General features: G+C 69.9%; 17 protein-coding genes and 2 pseudogenes. 11 read left to right on the forward strand and 8 right to left on the reverse strand.

Annotated features, from left to right (window positions below):
* Positions 1-97: 97 nt before the first annotated feature.
* Positions 98-520, reverse strand: coding sequence for a hypothetical protein (locus tag QRX50_RS09250; protein ID WP_285971539.1), 423 nt, complete (start codon positions 518-520; stop codon positions 98-100).
* A gap of 133 nt (positions 521-653) precedes the next feature.
* Between QRX50_RS09250 and QRX50_RS09255 the strand changes: the two genes are divergently transcribed.
* Entirely contained in the window at positions 654-1,676 is a 1,023-nt protein-coding gene (locus QRX50_RS09255; RefSeq protein ID WP_285971540.1) for a glycoside hydrolase family 76 protein, read from the forward strand.
* Positions 1,677-1,830: 154 nt separating this feature from the next.
* On the opposite strand, the gene QRX50_RS09260 is transcribed toward QRX50_RS09255, so the two are convergent.
* Positions 1,831-1,974 carry a hypothetical protein gene (locus QRX50_RS09260; RefSeq protein ID WP_285971541.1) on the reverse strand — a complete coding sequence of 48 codons (144 nt, stop codon included), beginning with the start codon at positions 1,972-1,974 and terminating at the stop codon, positions 1,831-1,833.
* 83 nt (positions 1,975-2,057) lie between these two features.
* Here QRX50_RS09260 and QRX50_RS09265 point away from each other — a divergent pair, with 83 nt between their 5' ends.
* A complete protein-coding gene (locus QRX50_RS09265) occupies positions 2,058-2,594 on the forward strand; it encodes a transposase family protein (RefSeq protein WP_285971542.1) in 537 nt (178 codons plus the stop codon).
* Between the two features lie 4 nt (positions 2,595-2,598).
* On the opposite strand, the gene QRX50_RS09270 is transcribed toward QRX50_RS09265, so the two are convergent.
* Both QRX50_RS09270 and QRX50_RS09275 read right to left on the reverse strand, forming a co-directional pair.
* The gene (locus QRX50_RS09270) at positions 2,599-3,465 is read right to left on the reverse strand and encodes a LacI family DNA-binding transcriptional regulator (protein ID WP_285971543.1); all 867 of its coding nucleotides are present in this window, start codon (positions 3,463-3,465) and stop codon (positions 2,599-2,601) included.
* A gap of 95 nt (positions 3,466-3,560) precedes the next feature.
* Positions 3,561-4,589 (reverse strand): LacI family DNA-binding transcriptional regulator, encoded by a 1,029-nt coding sequence (locus QRX50_RS09275; protein ID WP_285971544.1) that lies wholly within the window; start codon positions 4,587-4,589, stop codon positions 3,561-3,563.
* A 106-nt stretch (positions 4,590-4,695) separates the two neighbouring features.
* Between QRX50_RS09275 and QRX50_RS09280 the strand changes: the two genes are divergently transcribed.
* The 7 genes and pseudogenes from QRX50_RS09280 to QRX50_RS09310 all read left to right on the forward strand — a co-directional run bounded on the left by QRX50_RS09280 (position 4,696) and on the right by QRX50_RS09310 (position 10,486).
* On the forward strand, positions 4,696-5,721 hold the full coding sequence (locus tag QRX50_RS09280) for a substrate-binding domain-containing protein (protein WP_285971545.1): 1,026 nt from the start codon (positions 4,696-4,698) through the stop codon (positions 5,719-5,721).
* Positions 5,718-6,713, forward strand: coding sequence for an ABC transporter permease (locus QRX50_RS09285; protein ID WP_285971546.1), 996 nt, complete (start codon positions 5,718-5,720; stop codon positions 6,711-6,713). The genes QRX50_RS09280 and QRX50_RS09285 overlap by 4 nt, the downstream gene beginning before the upstream one ends.
* Positions 6,710-7,534 (forward strand): ATP-binding cassette domain-containing protein, encoded by an 825-nt coding sequence (locus QRX50_RS09290; protein ID WP_285971547.1) that lies wholly within the window; start codon positions 6,710-6,712, stop codon positions 7,532-7,534. Before QRX50_RS09285 ends, QRX50_RS09290 begins: the two co-directional genes overlap by 4 nt.
* A gap of 7 nt (positions 7,535-7,541) precedes the next feature.
* A pseudogene (locus tag QRX50_RS09295) lies at positions 7,542-8,404 on the forward strand (PfkB family carbohydrate kinase).
* Positions 8,401-9,036: a nucleoside/nucleotide kinase family protein gene (locus tag QRX50_RS09300; RefSeq protein ID WP_285971548.1), complete on the forward strand. Its 636-nt coding sequence runs from the start codon at positions 8,401-8,403 to the stop codon at positions 9,034-9,036. The pseudogene QRX50_RS09295 and the gene QRX50_RS09300 overlap by 4 nt, the downstream one beginning before the upstream one ends.
* Complete coding sequence (locus tag QRX50_RS09305) at positions 9,033-9,779, forward strand: SDR family oxidoreductase (RefSeq protein WP_285971549.1); 747 nt, start codon at positions 9,033-9,035, stop codon at positions 9,777-9,779. Before QRX50_RS09300 ends, QRX50_RS09305 begins: the two co-directional genes overlap by 4 nt.
* A gap of 293 nt (positions 9,780-10,072) precedes the next feature.
* On the forward strand, positions 10,073-10,486 hold the full coding sequence (locus QRX50_RS09310; RefSeq protein WP_285971550.1) for a VOC family protein: 414 nt from the start codon (positions 10,073-10,075) through the stop codon (positions 10,484-10,486).
* Positions 10,487-10,835: 349 nt separating this feature from the next.
* Here the strand turns inward: QRX50_RS09310 and QRX50_RS09315 are convergent, their stop codons facing one another.
* The 4 genes from QRX50_RS09315 to QRX50_RS09330 form a co-directional block, all read right to left on the reverse strand.
* Complete coding sequence (locus QRX50_RS09315; RefSeq protein ID WP_285971551.1) at positions 10,836-11,504, reverse strand: DedA family protein; 669 nt, start codon at positions 11,502-11,504, stop codon at positions 10,836-10,838.
* Positions 11,505-11,665: 161 nt separating this feature from the next.
* Positions 11,666-12,490, reverse strand: coding sequence for a YceI family protein (locus QRX50_RS09320; protein ID WP_285971552.1), 825 nt, complete (start codon positions 12,488-12,490; stop codon positions 11,666-11,668).
* On the reverse strand, positions 12,487-14,994 hold the full coding sequence (locus QRX50_RS09325) for an MFS transporter (RefSeq protein WP_434533330.1): 2,508 nt from the start codon (positions 14,992-14,994) through the stop codon (positions 12,487-12,489). The genes QRX50_RS09320 and QRX50_RS09325 overlap by 4 nt, the downstream gene beginning before the upstream one ends.
* Positions 14,995-15,114: 120 nt before the next feature.
* Positions 15,115-15,639 (reverse strand): MarR family winged helix-turn-helix transcriptional regulator, encoded by a 525-nt coding sequence (locus tag QRX50_RS09330; protein ID WP_285971553.1) that lies wholly within the window; start codon positions 15,637-15,639, stop codon positions 15,115-15,117.
* Positions 15,640-15,884: 245 nt separating this feature from the next.
* On the opposite strand from QRX50_RS09330, the pseudogene QRX50_RS09335 reads away from it, so the two are divergent.
* Positions 15,885-16,309: pseudogene (locus tag QRX50_RS09335) on the forward strand (PPOX class F420-dependent oxidoreductase).
* An 87-nt stretch (positions 16,310-16,396) separates the two neighbouring features.
* Positions 16,397-17,791, forward strand: a complete 1,395-nt coding sequence (locus QRX50_RS09340) for an FAD-binding oxidoreductase (RefSeq protein WP_285971554.1) — start codon at positions 16,397-16,399, stop codon at positions 17,789-17,791.
* Positions 17,792-17,842: the final 51 nt, after the last annotated feature.

The following is a 17,842-nucleotide window of genomic DNA, read 5'->3' on the forward strand; positions in this document are numbered from 1 at the left end:
GTGGATAAGTGGTGGTGGCCGCGAGTGTGTGGTCGAAGGCGCTGCCGGACGGGAGCCCTTGCCGTGACTCCCGCCCAGCAGTGAGGTTGTTGTTCGGTCAGCGCTGGGCGGGTGCGGGCGCGGTGCCACCGGTGCGCTGCTGGGCGGGCGCCGGGGCCGCAATGCCGGTTCGGTGAGCAGGGGCAGTGGCCGCGCCGCGATGGGCCGGGGCAGGAGAGGTGCGCTGGCCGGCAACCGGGGCCGGGGCGGAGTTGCTTCGCCGGGCGGGAGCGGAGGCACCGCGCGAGGACGGGGCCGTGGCCGCGGCACCGGTCCGGCCGGCCGGAGCAGACGCCGCCTGGCGCTGGGCCGGAGCAGCCGTGCCGCGCGGAGCGGGCGCAGGAGCGGCGGTGTGCTGAGCAGCGACCGGAGCCGGAGCACTGGCGGTCGCGGCGTTGGCGGCCGGGCCGAACAGCGCGAGGGCGCCGCACGCGGCGGCCAGGCCGATGAGACCGGAAACGGTGAGCTTCTTGGCGTTCATGGTGTTTCTCCCCGACTGTCGAGTGGATCTTGGGCACCACCGAACGTAGGGGCGGGTTGTCAGGAACCGGTTTCAATCGGGTCAGGCCGGGATCAGGCGGCGGCATCCTGCGCGAACGGGCAGAATCGCGGGTATGAGCGTCGACCGGGTTGGGCGGGCGGCTGCGGCGGAGCGCGCCGTGCGGGGGCGGCACCTGCGGCGCGTCTGGGGTGTGCCCGGGACGGTGCTGGGGCGCAGCGGCTGGCCGCCGACCGTCGGGCAGCGGGTGCACTGGCACTGGAACTACTGGTGGCAGGCGCATTTGCTGGACAGCCTCGTCGACGCCCAGCTGCGCGACCCTCAGTCCGAGCGCGCGAAGGTGATCGGGCGGTTCGTGAAGTCCGTGCACTTCCGCAACTTCGGCAAGTGGATCAACGACTACTACGACGACATCGCCTGGCTCGGCCTTGCTCTGCAACGTGTCCGCGCGCTTGACCTGTCCGATATAGACTGCGCTATCGCGGACATCGACGCCCAGCTCCACGAAGGCTGGACCGACGACGCCGGCGGCGGCATCTGGTGGCGCCGCGGCGACACGTTCAAGAACGCCCCGGCCAACGGCCCCGCCGCCATCTTCCATGCCCGCGAAGGCGACGCCACCCGCGCGCGCGACATGACGAAGTGGCTCACCGACACGCTCGTCGACCCTGCCACCGGCCTGGTCTGGGACGGCCTCCGCGTCGACACCGGCGAGCTTGTCAAGCACATTTTCACCTACTGCCAAGGCGTCTACCTCGGCGCCTGCCTGGAACAGTCCGATGTGGACTCTGCCTCGCGCACCGTCCGCGCCATCGCCACCCATCTCGCCCCCGGCGGCGTCCTCCGCGGCCAAAACGGCGGCGACGGCGGCCTCTTCGCCGCGATCGCCGCCCGCTACCTCGCCCTCGCCGTGCCGCGCCTGCCCACCCCGGAAGCCGCGACCGCCCGCACCCTCGTCCTCACCACCGCCGACGCCTGCTGGTCCGGCGCCACCCCGACACCCTCCGGTCCGTTGTTCAGCGCCGAATGGGCCAACCCCGCGCCTTCGAGCCCGCCGCCCCCCGGCGCGCCCGAACGCGACCTGTCCGTCCAAACGGGAGCGTGGCTGCTCCTCGAAGCCGCCGCGACGCTGGCTTGATGCGGACGCTTGTCCACAGGCGCCCCGAGTTGTGGGCAACTCCGGCACTCGCGCCTCGATCACGACTTTTTGTCGGTGGGGACCGATAGAACGAGGCTTCTCAGTAGGGCTGGATTTGCGAAGATCGAATCCTAAACTCCAGAGCCCCACGTGATCACCCATCGTGCCAACGCTCGACGTGGCGCGCGAACTGACCCTGTTCGTCGCCGGCGAACTCCGATCCCATCACCGCGCTCCCGCCCACGCCCCGGACCTGCACCACGTCCTGCAGCAACGCCGCACTGCCGGGGACACCCACGTGATCCTCGACGGAACTCTGATCCCACCACCCGGGTCGCGGCGACCACGATCAAAACCAAAGGAACCAACCGCGGCACCACCGTGCACCTGCGGTACTCCGGCAAACACCGCAGCTTCGGCGGCAACATCCCGTTCCTGGTCAGCGCCGACGGGTTTCCGCTCTGGGTGTCGCCCGTGCTGCCCGGCTCCCGCAACGATCTCTCCGCCGCCCGCGACCTCGGCGTCGTCGGCGCGTTGACCGCCGCCGCCGGACAAGGCCTGACAACCCTCGCCGACAAGGCCTACCACGCCGCCGGTATCGGGATCCTCACCCCGTTCAAGAAGGCCGCAGGCCACCCACCCCTCGCCGTCGACCAACTGACCCACAACCTGCTGCACAGCCGGCTACGCGCACTCGGCAAACGCGCCGCCGCACTCCTGAAAACCCGCTGGCAACGCATCAGCCTCTGCCCACGACACATCGGCAGCATCGTCCAGGCAGCTCTCGTCCGCACCCACCACGAACACCCCAACCGCTACTGGGAAAACTCAATGGGTTCCAGGGCCTGTCCCCTGGAGGGCGGGGCCGCGTGCCGGCGGTGGGGAGAGCGAACCTCGCCGGGAGAGCGAAAGCCTTGAAGCCCTAACAGCCGCACGAAGCGCGGTGCAAGAACCGCGGGGCCAACCGCACCGCTTCAGGCCGGCGGTCCGGCTCCTGCGCCCGCGCCATCAGCAACTGCACCGCCCGGCGGCCGATCTCCGAGATCGGCTGGGCCATCGTGGTGATTGCAGGAGAAACGGTGCGCGCCCAGGCCATGTCGCCGAAGCCGACGACGGCGAGTTCGGCGCCGATGTGGATGCCGCGGCGGTGGGCTTCCCACTGGACGCCCATGAGCATGGATTCGCCGGCGACCACAACAGCGCTGGGCGAGGGCCAGCCGTCCAGGAGTTTGGCGGCGGCGCGGGCCGCGCCGCCCGGGGAGGACATGCCGCAGGCGACGAGTTCGGGGTTGTGGCGCAGGCCTGCGCGGTCGAGGCCGAGGCGGTAGCCCAGCGTGCGTTCTTCGCTGACGGCCGAGTCGGCGGCGCCGGTGATCATCGCGATGCGGCGGTGCCGGCGCGAAGCCAGGTGCTCCACCAGTGAAGACACCGCCTGGATGTTCTCCGAACCCACCTGGTCCACGTCGTTGCGGCCGGCGATGCGATCGACCAGCACCGTGGGGACGCCCATGCGCACGAGACCGTTGATGACCGCGTCGTCGCCGGGGGCCGGGACCAACAGCACCCCGTCCACCCGGTCCGCCCGCAACGCACGTACCACGGCCGCCTCTTCGGCCACGGAATCGTGGGTGTCGGCGAGCATGAGGTCGCAACCGGCGCGCGCGGCGGCGCCGCGAATCGCGCGCAGCAAATCACCCGTGTACGGGTTCGCGTGCATGCCCAGGGCAACACCGAACCGGTGGGTGACCGGCGTGTCCCAAACCGGGATCTCCGGCGCCAGAGCGGTCATGTCGTGGCCCTCGTCGTCGTGCTTACCCAACGGTAACCGGCGCCGAGATGCGCGAGACGCGATCCACTCCAAGAATCACCAGTGTGAGTGAACGGTCAGACCGCTCCGGGGCACCCGCACGACTGTCGGTGGCGCAGCGTGGGCGGCAGCCGCACGGTCTCGGCCGCGCGCGCCGGGTCGGCGAGGCGGGCCAGCAGCAGCTGCACGGCCCGGCGGCCGATCTCCTCGATCGGTTGCGCCATCGTGGTCAGCGGCGGGTCCACCAGGTCGGCCCACTCCACGTCGTCGTACACGACCACCGGCAGGTCACGGCCGATGCGCAAGCCGCGCCGGCGGGCCTCGTGCAGGACACCGACCATCATGCTGTCGTTGGCCACCACCAGCGCCGTCGGCGGTTCCGGCAGCGCCAGCAACGTGCTCAACGCCAGCGCGCCGCCGTCGCGGTGCGAGTTGCCGCAGGCCACGAGGTCGGGCGACCACGCGAGCCCCGAACGGCCCAGCCCCAGCCGGTAGCCGAGCACGCGCTCGTCGCTGGTCGGCAGGCCCGGCGCGCCGGAGATCATGCCGATCCGCCGGTGCCCGAGCGACGCGAGGTGTGCGGTCAACGCCGACGTCGCCTGGATGTTCTCCGCCCCGACCTGGTCGACGTCGGTGCGCGTCGAGAGCCGGTCGATGAGCACCGTCGGCACGTCGAGCGACACGAGTTCGCCGATCACCGAACCGTTGCCCGGGGAGGGAGTCACCAGCAGGCCGTCGACGCGACGGGACCGCAGGGCCCGCACCACGTCTCGCTCGGTCGCCGCGGCGTCGTGCGTGTCGGCGAGCAGCACCGTGTAGCCGTTGGCCGAAGCCTCCCGCTCGATCGCCTGCATCAGCGCCGCGAAGTACGGGTTCGCGACCAGCGAGATCGCCATCCCGATCGAACGCGTACCGCCCGTGACCAGCGAACGAGCGATCGCGTCACCGGTGTAGCCGGTGGTCTCGATGGCCCGCAGCACGGCGGCCTTCGTGTCCTCCGCGACCGCGCGCGTGCCGTTGACGACGTGCGAGACCGTCGTGATCGACACCCCGGCGAGCTCCGCGATGTCGCGCTGGGTGGGCCGGGAGGAGCGGGTGTGTGGCATGCCAGTCCTTCACGAGGTTCACTCGCAAGCGTTTGCGCAAACGCTTGCGACGTGTGCTGAGTCTGTCTACCTTGCCGTCCATCGGCAACCTCGCAGGAGGGCATCCATGAGACAGCGCAGTCTCTCCGCACTGGCGCTCGCCGCCGTGGTCGGCACCGTGCTCGGCACGGCCGGCTGCACGGTCGAGCGCCACTGGGGCGGCAACACGACCCCGGCCGGCAGCGGTAAGGCCAGGGTCGGCCTGGTCACCAAGACCGACACAAACCCCTATTTCGTCGAGCTGCGCAACGCGGCCGGCGCGGCCGCCAAGGCCAACGGCGCCGACTTCCACGCGCTCGCCGGCCAGTTCGACGGTGACAACGACGGCCAGGTCCGGGCCATCGAGAACCTCATGCAGCAGGGCGTGAACACGATCCTGATCACCCCGAGCTCGTCCACCGGCGTGCTCAAGGCGATCAAGGACGCGCGCGACGCCGGGGTGCTCGTGATCGCGCTCGACACCGCCACCGAGCCGGCCGACGCCGTCGACGCCACCTTCGCCACCGACAACTTCGCGGCCGGCCAGCAGCAGGGCGCGTACGTCAAAGCCTCGCTGGGCGGCGTCGACCCGAAGCTGCTGATGGTCGACGGGACCGCCGGCTCGAGTGTCGACACCCAGCGGCACGGCGGTTTCCTCAAAGGCATCGGCCTCACGGACTCCTCACCCGAGATCAAGGGCCACACCAACGCGGGCGGCGACCAGAGCCAGGCCCAGCAGGGCATGGAGAACCTCCTGCAGCGCAGCACGGACCTCAACGCCGTCTACTCCATGAACGAACCCATGGGCCGCGGCGCGTACGCCGCGTTGAAGGCCCGCGGGCTCACCGGTCAGATCGTGATGGGCTCGATCGACGGCGGCTGCGAAGGCGTGCAGAACGTCAAGGACGGCCTCTACGCCGCGACGGTCATGCAGTTCCCGAAGAAGATGGCCGAACAGGGCGTGCTCGCGGCCGTCGAATACGCCAAGACCGGCAAGAAGCCCACGGGTTTCGTGAACACCGGCTCCACCGTGATCACCGACAAGCCCATGCCGGGCGTCCCCAGCCAGAACACCACGTGGGGCCTGCAGAACTGCTGGGGAGGCGCGAAATGACCACCGCGACGGTGAACGGGACGCGTGAGCGCGAATCGCTCGGCGAGTTCCTCCTGCGCGCGCCCGCGGTCGGCCCCGCGCTCGCGCTGATCGTGGCCATCGTGTTCTTCTCCCTGGCCACGGACACGTTTTTCGACCTCGACAACCTGTCCACAGTGGTCCAGCAGTCGCTGGTCGTCGGCACGCTCGCGCTCGGCCAGACGCTGATCATCCTCATCGCCGGCATCGACCTGTCCAACGCGGCGTCGATGGTCGTGGCCACGCTGATCATGGCCAAACTCGCGGCGGCCGGTACCAACGGTTTCGTCGCGCTGCTGGCGGGCATCGCACTGACCGTGCTCGTCGGGCTGTTCATCGGCACGCTGGTCACGCGGATCAAGCTGCCCGCGTTCATCATCACGCTCGGCACGTTCACCGGCCTGACCGCCGTGGCGAAGCTGATCGCCGGCGGCCAGGCCGTGCCTGTCACCGACGGGCTCCTGCAGTGGCTCGGCACGAAGCGCTACCTCTTCGGTGGCATCCCGATCACCTACGGCATGACGCTCGCGCTGATCATGTACCTGATCGTCTGGTACTCGCTCACGAAAACCGCGTGGGGCAAGCACGTCTACGCGGTGGGCAACGCGCCGGAATCCGCCCGGTTGAGCGGCATCAAGGTCAACCGCACGGTGATCTCCGTGTACCTGGTCGCGGGCTTCTGCTTCGGCATCGCCGCGTGGCAGGCGCTCGGCCGCACACCGAACGCCGACCCGAACCAGTTCCAGCTCGGCAACCTCGACTCGATCACCGCCGTGGTCCTGGGCGGCACGAGCCTCTTCGGCGGCCGCGGCTCGGTGCTCGGCACGCTGTTCGGCGCGCTGGTCGTGGCGGTGCTGCGCTCGGGGCTGACGCAGATGGGCGTGGACGGCAACTACCAGGACCTCGCCACCGGCGCGCTGCTCATCGCCGCCGTGGTCGTCGACCGGATCGCACGGAGGCAGCAGCAGTCATGACTTCCGACAACGGGCAGCAGACCACGCTCTCGGCTCGCGGCCTCGTGAAGCGCTACGGCCGTGTGACCGCCATCAACGGCGCCGACTTCGACCTCAACCCCGGCGAGGTGCTCGCCGTCGTCGGCGACAACGGCGCCGGGAAATCCAGTCTCATCAAGGCGTTGTCCGGCGCGCTGATCCCCGACGCGGGCGAGATCCGCGTCGACGGCGAGCCCGTCCACTTCAAGACCCCTTTGGACGCTCGCCACTACGGGATCGAGACCGTGTACCAGGACCTCGCCGTGGCGCCGGCGCTGGACATCGCGTCGAACATGTTCCTGGGCCGGGAAAAGCGCCTGCGCGGGCCGTTCGGCAGCTTCGCGCGCAAGCTCGACACGGGCGAGATGCGCAAGGAAGCGCAACGGATCCTCGACGAGCTCGGCATCAACATCAAGTCCATCAACCAGCTCGTGGAGACCCTTTCGGGCGGCCAGCGCCAGGGTGTCGCGGTAGCGCGGGCGGCGGCGTTCGGCACCAAGGCCGTGATCATGGACGAACCGACGGCCGCGCTCGGTGTCGCGGAGTCGGCGAAGGTGCTGGAGCTGATCGGGCGCATCCGCGACCGTGGGCTGCCGGTGGTGCTGATCAGCCACAACATGCCGCACGTGTTCGACATCGCCGACCGGATCCACGTGCACCGGCTCGGCAAGCGCGTGGCCGTGGTTTCGCCGAAGACGCACACGATGAACCAGGTCGTCGGCCTGCTCACGGGTGCGCTGCAGCTCGACGAAAACGGTGAGGTCACGGAGGTCGCGGCCACCACGCACGCCGGGCTCACCTGACGTGCGCGTGCTGCTGGCGGGGCTGTGCACCCTCGACGTCGTGCAACGGGTGTCGCGGTTCCCGGCTCCGGGCGAGAAGGTGCCGTCGCTGCGGGTGGACGTCGCGTCCGGCGGGCCGGCGACGAACGCCGCGGTGACCGTGGCCGCGCTCGGGGCCGCCGCGACGCTCATGACGGTCGCCGGGGCCCACCCGCTGGCAGCGCTCGCGCACGCCGACCTCATCGCGTGCGGGGTCGACGTCGTGGACCTCGATCCCGCACGCACCGATTCGCCGCCGGTGAGCGCCGTGGTCGTGCGCGACTCCGACGGGGAGCGAACGGTCGTCTCGCGCAACGCCGCTTCCGGTGCGCCGGTGGAGGTTCCGGATCTCACTGACCTCACAGGGCTCGTGCGCACCGCGGATGCCGTGCTCGTCGACGGCCACCACCCCGAGCTCGCGCTGGCCGTCGCGCGGGCCGCGCGGTCACTCGGCGTACCCGTCGTGCTCGACGCCGGCAGCTGGAAACCCGTGCTGGACGACCTGTTGCCGCTGGTGGACGTCGCCGCGTGCTCCGCGCACTTCGCCGCGCCCGGGCCGGGCCCGCGTGAACGCGGAGTACCCGTCGTGATCAGGACCGCGGGGCCGGATCCGGTGCGCTGGAGCACTGCGGAAGACTCAGGCCAGGTGCCTGTCAACGATGTCGAGGCGCGGGACACACTGGGGCCGGCGACGTGTGGCACGGCGCGCTCGCGCACGCGGTCGCGGCCGGTGGAAGCTCGGTGGACGGGTGGATCCGGCACGCGAACGCCGTGGCCGCCGAGCGTGTCCGCCACGTGGGGCCGCGGTCGTGGACGGCGGCGATCTCGGAGTTGGGAGAAGGAGTGCGATGACGGCGTTCGAAGACCTCCTGGCGCGGGCCGAAGGGCTCGCCAAGCCGCGGCAGCGCAGCGTGCTCGGCATCATCGGCGCGCCCGCGTCCGGCAAGACCACGCTGGCCTGGGCGATCGCCAACGCGCTTGGCTCCCGCGCGGCCGTCGTCGGCATGGACGGCTTCCACCTCGCGCAGGTGGAGCTGCGCCGCCTCGAGCGCGCCGAGCGCAAGGGCGCGCCGGACACGTTCGACGCTGCGGGCTACGTCCACCTCATCCGCCGGCTCGCGAAGGGCAAGGAAACCGTTTACGCGCCGGAGTTCCGCCGGGAGATCGAGGAGCCCATCGCCGGCGCGGTCGCCGTGGCGCCCGAGGTGCAGCTGGTGATCACGGAGGGCAACTACCTGCTGCTGCCCGACGACCCGTGGAGCGGCGTGCGCCAGTACCTCACCGAGGCGTGGTTCCTCGCGCCCGACGAGCCCGAGCGGATTGAACGGCTGGTTTCGCGCCACCGTCGTTACGGCCGGTCACTGGTCGAGGCGCGCCAGCGTGCGCTCGGCTCGGACCAGCGCAACGCCGACCTCATCGCGAGCACGCGTGACCGTGCCGACCTCGTGCTGGAGAACCTGCCGCTCGTGAACTTCGTCCTGTGAGCCGAGTTCTCGTCGTCACCGGGGGCAGCCGCGGGATCGGAGCGGCGATCTGCGAGCTCGCCGCCGCGCGGGGGTACGACGTGGTGGTCAACTACTCCGGCGATTCGGAGCCGGCGGCCGAGGTCGTTTCGCGGGTGCGCGCGCACGGGCGCAAGGCGCTCGCGGTGCGTGCCGACGTCGCCGACGAACGGCAGGTCCGCAAGCTCTTCGGCACCGCCGGGGAGATGGGGCCGATCGCCGGGCTGGTCAACAACGCGGCCATCACCGGCAACACGCCGGGACGGCTGGACGAACAGAGCGCGGCCACCGTGCGGCGCGTGCTGGAGGTCAACGTCGGCGGGGTGTTCCTCTGCTGCCGTGAGGCCGTGCGGCGGCTCTCGACGCGGTACGGCGGGCCCGGCGGCGCGATCGTCAACGTCTCGTCCACGGCCGCGCGTAGCGGCTCGGCGGGCGAGTGGGTGCACTACGCGGCGACGAAGGCCGCGGTCGACACGCTCACGTTCGGGCTCGCGCAGGAAGTGGCGGGCGAGGGCATCCGCGTCAATGCCGTCGCGCCCGGGCTCGTGGCCACCGGCCTGCACGAAGCCGCCGGGCTGCCGGATCGCATCGAGCGGCTGGCGCCCGGAATCCCGCTGGGCCGGGCAGGCGAGCCGGCGGAGATCGCCGAGGCCGTGTTGTGGCTGCTGTCGCCGGAGTCGTCGTTCACGGTCGGCGCGGTGCTGGAGGTCGGCGGCGGGCGCTGACCGGCGTCTCACGATGTGGTCGGCGCGGGTTTCGGCGTTCCGCTGGGGCGCTACTCGTGTTCACGTCATCCCGGCTTGTGGGACGCCGGGCGACGAGGAGATCACGATTCGTGGCGGAAGTCGGTGAATCCGTCCGCCCGATCGGAGCGGCTGTGTCACTCTGGTGGAGCCTCCGGGGCAGTTGGACGACCGGGGTCGCGGCGGCGCCGGTTCACGGGGTGGGTGACGAGCGCCCCGCGTCGCAAACGCACGGAGTGCGCAGCCGGGGATCGGAAAGGACGGCCGCGAAAGTCATGCCCAAGCTCACGTCTGTGCACCATCTGGCGCTCACCGTGACCGATGTGGAACGCAGCGTCCCGTGGTACGCGCGGGTGCTCGACCTCGAGGAGAGCCACCGCCGCGAAGACCCCGAAACCGGAGTCCACAAGGTCGTGCTGAAGTCCGCCGGCGACGGGTTCTCCGTCGTCCTGGTCCAGCATCCGGACACCGACCGCCGCTGCTTCGACGAGCGCCGGACGGGGCTCGATCACGTTGCGTTCTCGGTGTCGTCGAAGGCGGAACTCTGCGAGTGGGAGGGCCGGCTCTCGGAGTACGGGGTGTCGTACCTGCCGCCCACGACGTCCCGGACGTTCGAGGGGTCGTCGGTGATCGTGTTCCGGGATCCGGACGGCATCCAGCTGGAGATCTGGTCGGAACCGGAGCTGTAGCGCGGATTTTGCCGGGCCGGCCTTGGGTTTTGCCGAGGTCGCTTTGGTGGCGGCCCAGCTTGGTTTGCTGGCTGGGCTCGGCGTTGGTGAGGAAGCCTGGAACCCCGCCCGGCTTCGGGTCGGTTTCCGTTGTGGCACCGAACAACTCCGATGACGACTGTGCCCCGCCGTGCTAGCGGTTTTCGCGATACCGGCGGGGTCGATCGGAGTTGTCCACACCCTGGGTGAAGTTGTGGACAAGTCGGCGGTTTGCGGCCTTGACCACCGGTTTTGTCGTGCCCCGCCGGTAGACTGGGCATGGGACGTCCCCCCTCAGGGAGGGCGGGGGCTGTGAACCGAAGCTGGAGCCTCAGGCGCGGTCGTCGACCGGTTCGTCGACCGGGCGGCGCATTTCCTGGCGGTAGCGCAGCACGCCGTAGCCGGTGCCGAGGACGAAGAACGCCACCGAAATCCACAGGGCCGCCGTCTTCAGCCAGGGCAGGGCGTCCAGCAGGCCGGCGCCGTAGTAGCCCAGCAGGACCAGCGTGGGGACCCACAGCAGGCCACCCAGGCTGGTGGCCGCGAGGAAGCGCCGGGGGTCCATGCGGGCGGCGCCGGCGATCAACGGCGCGAGGGTGCGGATCCACGGGATCCACCGGGCCGCGACGATGGCGAAGAAGCCCTTGCGGTCCAGGAAGCGTTGGGCGCGGTCGAGGTTGTGACGGTTGAGCACCTTGCCGCCGCGGCGGGCGATGAAGCGGGTGCCCGTGCTTCGGCCGATGTAGTAGCCCACCTGGTTGCCGCCGACGGCGACCACGAGTGCGGCGCCCGACAGGAGCCACGCGTTCGCGTCGGAGCCGTGCTGGGCGAGGACCACACCGGCGCCGAACAACAGGGAGTCGCCCGGCAGGAAGAGGCCGACGATGAGCGCGCATTCCACGAACACGAAGGAAAGCACGATCACCCAGACGAGCAGCGGGCCGGCGGTGTCCAGCCAGCTCACGCCGACGCCGGCGGCCTCGATGCTTGCGGGGTTCACGCGAAGAGCCTACGTGGCCGCGATCGCCGGAAAGAAGGAACCATCGAATCCAGCCTTCCGGTCACTTTCGGTATTCCTGGAATGAACTGCGCGTTCACCAATGGATCAAACGAACGGGCCGCCCGGGACAGTTCCCGGGCGGCCCGAATCGAACAAAACCTCTAGAACTGAGGCAGGGATTCGCCTTGCACCGCTTCGATGTCCAGCTCCACCTTGACCGTGGTGCCGATCGCGGCGACGCCCGCGCGGACCATCGCGCTGTAGTTGATCGCGAAGTCGTTGCGGTGCAGCTGCGTTTCGGCGTGGAACGCGGCGCGCACGCCGCCCCACGGGTCCGGGCCGTGGCCCTGGTAGCGCAGGTCGAGCTCCACCTGGCGGCGTTCGCCGTGCAGGGTCAGCTCGCCCAGCAGCACCCAGGTGTCCGTGCCGCGCTGCGACAGGCCCGTGCTCTCGAACGTGATCAGCGGGAACGCCTCCACGTCGAGGAACTCGGCCGAACGCAGGTGGTCGTCGCGCATCTTGATGCCGGTCTCGATGCTGCCCGCCTTGATCTCGGCCCGCACCGTCGAGCGTTCCACCGGGCGCGTGATGTCGATGCGCCCGCCGACGTCGGGGAACCGCACCTTGATGCTCGCGATGCCCATGTGCCGGGCGGTCGCGACCACCGAGGAGTGCACCGGGTCGATCGTCCACGGCCCGGCCGGCGGCAGCTCCACGGCCTCGGCCACCGGGGCCAGGGAGATGTCGCCCAGCAACCCGGCGCCGTCGGAGCCGATCTGCACCGTGCGGGCGGTGGGCGTGTACCCCGGTGCCGTGATGACGGCGGTGTAGACGCCCGGGGGCAGCGCGTCGGTGACCACTGCCCCCTTCGCGTCCGTGATCTGACGGGCCACCTGGCGGCCGTTGAGGTCGGTCACCGTGAGCACGGCGTTCTCGACCGGCCAGCCGCCGTTGGCTCGCAGCTGTCCTCGCAGGCCCGCGCTCATGAGCGGTCGACCAGCTCGTCGAGCGCCTGGTCGTAGCTCAGGCGCACGTCGTGCTCGGCCTCGCCGTCGGTCAGCGACACCTGGCTGGTGGCCGGCGGGTAACCGCTCGCCACCACCGTGTAAGCGCCGACCGGCAGGTCGCTCACCACGTAGCGGCCTTCACCGTCCGTGCGCGCGACCGCCGCGACGTTGCCGTTCGCGTCGAGCACGGTGATCCGCGCGTCCGGCACGATCCGGTCGCCCTCGGTGCGCGCGACACCCTGCATCAGCACGGCACCGGCCAGCTCGACGTCGTGGCGCAGCACGCCGCTGTCGGGCACGGTCAGGGTGACCGCCACCGGGCGGTAGTGCGGGCCGCTCGCGACCAGCGTGTACTGCCCGGCACCGACTCCGCTGAAGGTGTAGACGCCGTCGTCGGCCGTGATGAACGCGCCGTTGACCTCGCCGCGCGAGTCGGTGAGCGTCACGGTGGCGTTGGCCAGCGGGGAACCGATCCCCACGGATCGCACCACACCGGTCAGCTCGCCCGAGCCGGTGAGCGTCACGTCGAGCTTCGCCGGCCCGCCGCCGACCACCACGCTGGAGGCCTGCGGCTGGTGGCCGGGCGCGGACACGATCAGCACGTAGGTGCCCGGACCCTGCGTCGGCACGGAGTAGCTGCCGTCACCGTTGCCGGTCGCCCGCGCCACCTGACGGCCCTGCTGGTCGATCAGCGTCAGCGCGGCGGCGCCGACGTGGCTGCCGTCCTGCCGGCGCACGTGCCCGGTCACCGGGGGGCCGCCCGCGCCCAGCGGCACGTCGAAGCCCGCACCCGCGGCCGAGTTGGTGATCGGCATGGGCAGTGAGCCCGAAATCGCCTGCGGGTCGCCGTGACCGTTGCCGTTCATCGAGTGCCTTCCGCCTGCGCCGACGAGAACGGGTTCTCGCGGCTGTTCTTCGAAGAGCGAGCCCGGCTTGGCCGCCTGGTCGACGATGTCCGTCGGCGTCTCGTCCTCCTCGAGCAGCGCCTCGCCGCCCTCGACCGCCGCGGCGGCCGGGTTCATGCCGGCGAGCGGGATCTCCTTCAGGAAGCACAGGACGATCGTGGCCAGCAGCGCGACCGCGCCGGCGACGTAGAAGACCGTGGTGATCGAGTCGGTGAAGCCGATCAGGATCGGGGTCTTCAGCGCGTCCGGCAGCGTCTGGATGACGCTGGTGTTGGTCTGCAGGTCGGCCAGCTGCGCGCCGGCACCGGCCGGCGGGTTGCCGCCGAACGCCTTGGTGATGTTGCCCGGCAGCACGTTGAACAGAATCGTCAGGAACACCGCGACACCGGCCGTACCACCGATCTGGCGGAAGAACGTGGCCGACGCCGTGGAGGCGCCCATGTCGCTGCGCGGCCCGGCGTTCTGCACCGCGATGACCAGCGTCTGCATGCACTGGCCGAGGCCGAGGCCGATGATGGCCGCAGCGACCAGCGGGTGCCACAGCGGCGAGTTGTACTGGACCTGCGCGAAGAAGAACGCGCCGCCCGCGATCAGCAGGGTGCCGACGATCGGGAACACCTTGTAGCGCCCGGTCTTCGACATGATCCGGCCGGAGCCGATCGAGCTCAGCATCAGGCCGCCCATCAGCGGCAGCATCAGCAGACCCGACTCGGTCGGCGTGTAGCCCTGAACCACCTGCATGAACTGCGGGATCATCGTGATCGCGCCGAACATGGCGACACCGACGATGACACCACCGATGATCGCGACGGTGAACGTCGAGTTCTTGAACAGCCGCAACGGGATCAGCGCGGCGTCCTTCATCAGCTTCTCGACGAGGATGAACGCGGCGATGCCGACGCCGCCGATCACGTAGCAGATGATGGCCTTGAAATCGCCCCAGCCCCAGGTCTGGCCCTGTTCCGCGACGATCAGGAACGGCACCACCGCCACGACGAGCGAAAGCGCGCCCCACCAGTCGATCTTGTGCTTCTGTGGCACATGCGGCACGTTCAGCACCTTGGCGACCACGAACAGCGCGACGATGCCGATCGGCACGTTGATCAGGAAGACCCAGCGCCAGCCGGAGATGCCGCCGAGCGTGTCGAAGCCGGCGAAGAACCCGCCGAGCACCGGACCGAGCACAGTGGACAGACCGAAGACGGCGAGGATGTAACCCTGGTACCGCGGGCGTTCGCGCGGCGGCACCACGTCACCGATGATGGTCATGGCCAGCGACATCAGACCGCCGGCGCCGAGGCCTTGCACCGCGCGGAACGCGGCGAGCTCGTACATCGACTGCGAGAACGTCGAAGCCAGCGAACCGGCGACGAAGATCGTGATCGCGGCGAGGTAGAACGGCTTGCGGCCGTAGATGTCCGACAGCTTGCCGTAGATCGGCGTGACGATCGTCGACGTGATCAGGTACGCCGTGGTGGCCCACGCCTGCAGGTCGAAACCGTGCAGGTCGTTGGCGATCTTGACGATCGAGGTACCCACGATCGTCTGGTCCAGTGCGGCGAGGAACATGCCGCACATGAGTCCGCTCAGGATCGTGACGATCTGGCGGTGGCTCAGCCGCGGCACACCGGCCGCGTCGACGACGGGTGCTCCCCCCGCTGCTGAGGTTGTTTCTCGACGGTGGTGCTCATGCTGTTCCTAGGCCCCCTTGGAGTGCACCGAGTCCGCCGGCGCGGAGTCGGTCATGTCTGGAAAGTTGTTCTCGATACCGGTGTTGAGCCGCCCGAACAGCTCGTTGAGGGTCTCGCGATCCTCCTGGGTCCAGTCGCCGAGCACGTCGGCGAGCCAGAGGTTGCGCTGCTTGCGGTTCTCGTCGAAGACCCGCAGGCCTTCGGCGGTGGGCGCCAGCAAGCAGGCGCGGCCGTCTTCGGGGTCGGCCTGACGTTCCACCAATCCGTGCTGCACGAGCGCGCTCGACTGCCTGCTGATGGTGGAGATCTCGGAGTGCAGGAACTCGGCGAGCTTGCTGGTGCGCTGCGGCCCCTCGTGGATGAGGCAGAAGAGGATCGCGTACGCGGCCCGCTCGATGCCGTCCGGCCCCTGCTTGGAGACCTGCGACTTCGCCTTGGTGATCAGGCGCATGAAACGGACCAGCTCGTGTCCGAGCTGGTCGGCCAGGTCGAGCCCGTCCTTGGGCCGGGTGGCGGCGCTGTTCGGTGCCATTCGGTCGATCTTTCTCGCGGTGAAACGAACCGTTGTTTGGCGGCTGCAACTAGTTGCCTTAAGCAAGAGTGTGCCTGATCCGTGCTTCGCGCAAGCTCGCGGTCCCCGGTTGTGTCGCATCACACTTTAGTTGTTGCATGCAAGCAGATATTCACCGGAGGGTGTTCGTCCGTTTTCTCCCGGGTCTGAAGGCCCTGGTCACGGTCCCGGGGAACAAGTCGGAGCGTGACGGGTTGGATAGGGGTATGACCGACGACACACCGCTGTACGACCTCATCGGCGCCCGCCGCAACGGCGTGCTGGCCACGCTCAAGCGCGACGGCCGGCCCAGCTGTCCACCGTCAGCCACTACTTCGACGCCGCCGAGCGCAAGATCCTCGTGTCGATCACCGAGACGCGGGCGAAGACCAAGAACATGCGCCGTGACCCGCGCGTGAGCTACCACGTGGGCAGCGATAACGGCTGGTCGTACGCGGTGGCGGAGGGCGCGGCCGTGCTGACGCCCGTGGCCGCCGCCAAGGACGACGCGACGGTGGAGGCGCTCATCGACCTGTACCGGAAGGTCGGCGGCGAGCACCCCGACTGGGACGAGTACCGCGAGGCGATGGTCGCCGACCAGCGGCTGGTGCTGACGATCAATGTCGACCGGGTCTACGGGCTCGTGCGCTGAGGGAGCCACGCCGGGCAAGTCGCCATCCGGCTGAAATCTGGAAATTCTATTCCGCACTGCGGAGATATCTGGGCTTACGATGAGATCATGAGCAACGAGGCCCTGCTGCAGCGACTCCGCGACGAGCTCGGCAAGGAGGCCGTGCTCACCGACGCCGATGTGACCGCGAGCTACTCGCGCGACATGATGCCGCTCGCCCCGTCCGGGAAACCGCTGGCGGTGGTGCTGCCCGCGGACACGGTGGGGGTGCAGGCCGTGGTCAAGGCGTGCGCCGAGGCGAAGGTGCCGGTCGTGCCGCGCGGGGCGGGCAGCGGCCTGTCCGGCGCGGCCAACGCCATCGACGGCTGCGTGGTCCTGGTGCTGACCAAGCTCGACCAGGTCGTGGAGATCGACCCCGGCAACCGCCTCGCCGTGGTGCAGCCGGGTGTGGTCAACCTCGACTTCCGCACCGCCGTGGAGAAGCACGGCCTCTTCTACCCACCCGACCCGTCGAGCTACGACTGGTGCACGATCGGCGGCAACCTCTCCACCAACGCTGGTGGTCTCTGCTGCGTGAAGTACGGCGTGACCACCGACTCCGTGCTCGGCCTCGAGGTCGTGCTGGCCGATGGGTCGCTGCTCAAGACCGGCCGCCGCACCGTGAAGGGCGTGGCGGGCTACGACCTGACGAAGCTGTTCATCGGCAGCGAGGGCACGCTCGGCGTGATCACGCAGGCCACCGTGGCGTTGCGCCCGTTGCCGCAGGCGCCGGCGACCCTGGTCGCGGGCTTCAGCACCACCGAGGCGGCGGGCGAGGCTGTGGCGCGGGTCGTGCGCGAGGGGCTCGTGCCGTCGCTGCTGGAGATCATGGACGCGGCGTCGATCAAGGCGTCGGAGACCTACCTCAAGACCGACCTCGGCGCCGGGTCCGACTGCCAGGCGCTGCTGCTCGCGCAGTCCGACGTCGGCGGCGAGGCCGCGCTGCGCGAGCTCGCCGTGCTGGAGCGGATCTGCGCCGACTGCGGCGCCGACCTGGTCTACGCCACCGACGACCTCGAAGAGGGCAAGATGCTGCTGCAGGCCCGGCGCGTGGTCCTGACCGCGCTGGAGACCTACGGCATCTGGCTCACCGACGACGTCAGCGTGCCGCGCACCCGCATCGCCGAGCTGATCCGCGGCTGCGAGCAGGTGAGCGAGAAGGTGGGCCTGAAGATCGCCGTGGTCGGCCACGCCGGCGACGGCAACATGCACCCCACGATCGTCTACGCGCCCGACTCCGAGGACGAGTTCACCCGTGCGCGGCAGGCGTTCGACGACATCCTGGAAATCGGCCTCTCACTCGGCGGCACGGTGACCGGCGAGCACGGCGTCGGCAAGATCAAGCGCGACTGGCTGGCGCGCGAGATCGGGCCCGTCGGCATGCGGGTGCACCGGCAGATCAAGCAGGCGCTGGACCCGGAGAACGTGTTCAACCCGGGTTCGATGTTCTCGATGACGGACTGAGGTTTTCACGAAAACGGCGCCGGTCCCTTGCTTGGGGCCGGCGCCGTTTCT

Origin of the sequence: Amycolatopsis sp. 2-15, from assembly GCF_030285625.1 — a bacterium.
Taxonomy (GTDB): domain Bacteria; phylum Actinomycetota; class Actinomycetes; order Mycobacteriales; family Pseudonocardiaceae; genus Amycolatopsis; species Amycolatopsis carbonis.

Coding starts and splice junctions, on each gene's coding strand:
- QRX50_RS09250 (WP_285971539.1), bottom strand. CDS start 520: ATGAACGCCAAGAAGCTCACCGTTTCCGGTCTCATCGGCCTGGCCGCC.
- QRX50_RS09255 (WP_285971540.1), top strand. CDS start 654: ATGAGCGTCGACCGGGTTGGGCGGGCGGCTGCGGCGGAGCGCGCCGTG.
- QRX50_RS09270 (WP_285971543.1), bottom strand. CDS start 3,465: ATGACCGCTCTGGCGCCGGAGATCCCGGTTTGGGACACGCCGGTCACC.
- QRX50_RS09275 (WP_285971544.1), bottom strand. CDS start 4,589: ATGCCACACACCCGCTCCTCCCGGCCCACCCAGCGCGACATCGCGGAG.
- QRX50_RS09280 (WP_285971545.1), top strand. CDS start 4,696: ATGAGACAGCGCAGTCTCTCCGCACTGGCGCTCGCCGCCGTGGTCGGC.
- QRX50_RS09285 (WP_285971546.1), top strand. CDS start 5,718: ATGACCACCGCGACGGTGAACGGGACGCGTGAGCGCGAATCGCTCGGC.
- QRX50_RS09290 (WP_285971547.1), top strand. CDS start 6,710: ATGACTTCCGACAACGGGCAGCAGACCACGCTCTCGGCTCGCGGCCTC.
- QRX50_RS09300 (WP_285971548.1), top strand. CDS start 8,401: ATGACGGCGTTCGAAGACCTCCTGGCGCGGGCCGAAGGGCTCGCCAAG.
- QRX50_RS09310 (WP_285971550.1), top strand. CDS start 10,073: ATGCCCAAGCTCACGTCTGTGCACCATCTGGCGCTCACCGTGACCGAT.
- QRX50_RS09320 (WP_285971552.1), bottom strand. CDS start 12,490: ATGAGCGCGGGCCTGCGAGGACAGCTGCGAGCCAACGGCGGCTGGCCG.
- QRX50_RS09325 (WP_434533330.1), bottom strand. CDS start 14,994: ATGTGCGGCATGTTCCTCGCCGCACTGGACCAGACGATCGTGGGTACC.
- QRX50_RS09330 (WP_285971553.1), bottom strand. CDS start 15,639: ATGGCACCGAACAGCGCCGCCACCCGGCCCAAGGACGGGCTCGACCTG.
- QRX50_RS09340 (WP_285971554.1), top strand. CDS start 16,397: ATGAGCAACGAGGCCCTGCTGCAGCGACTCCGCGACGAGCTCGGCAAG.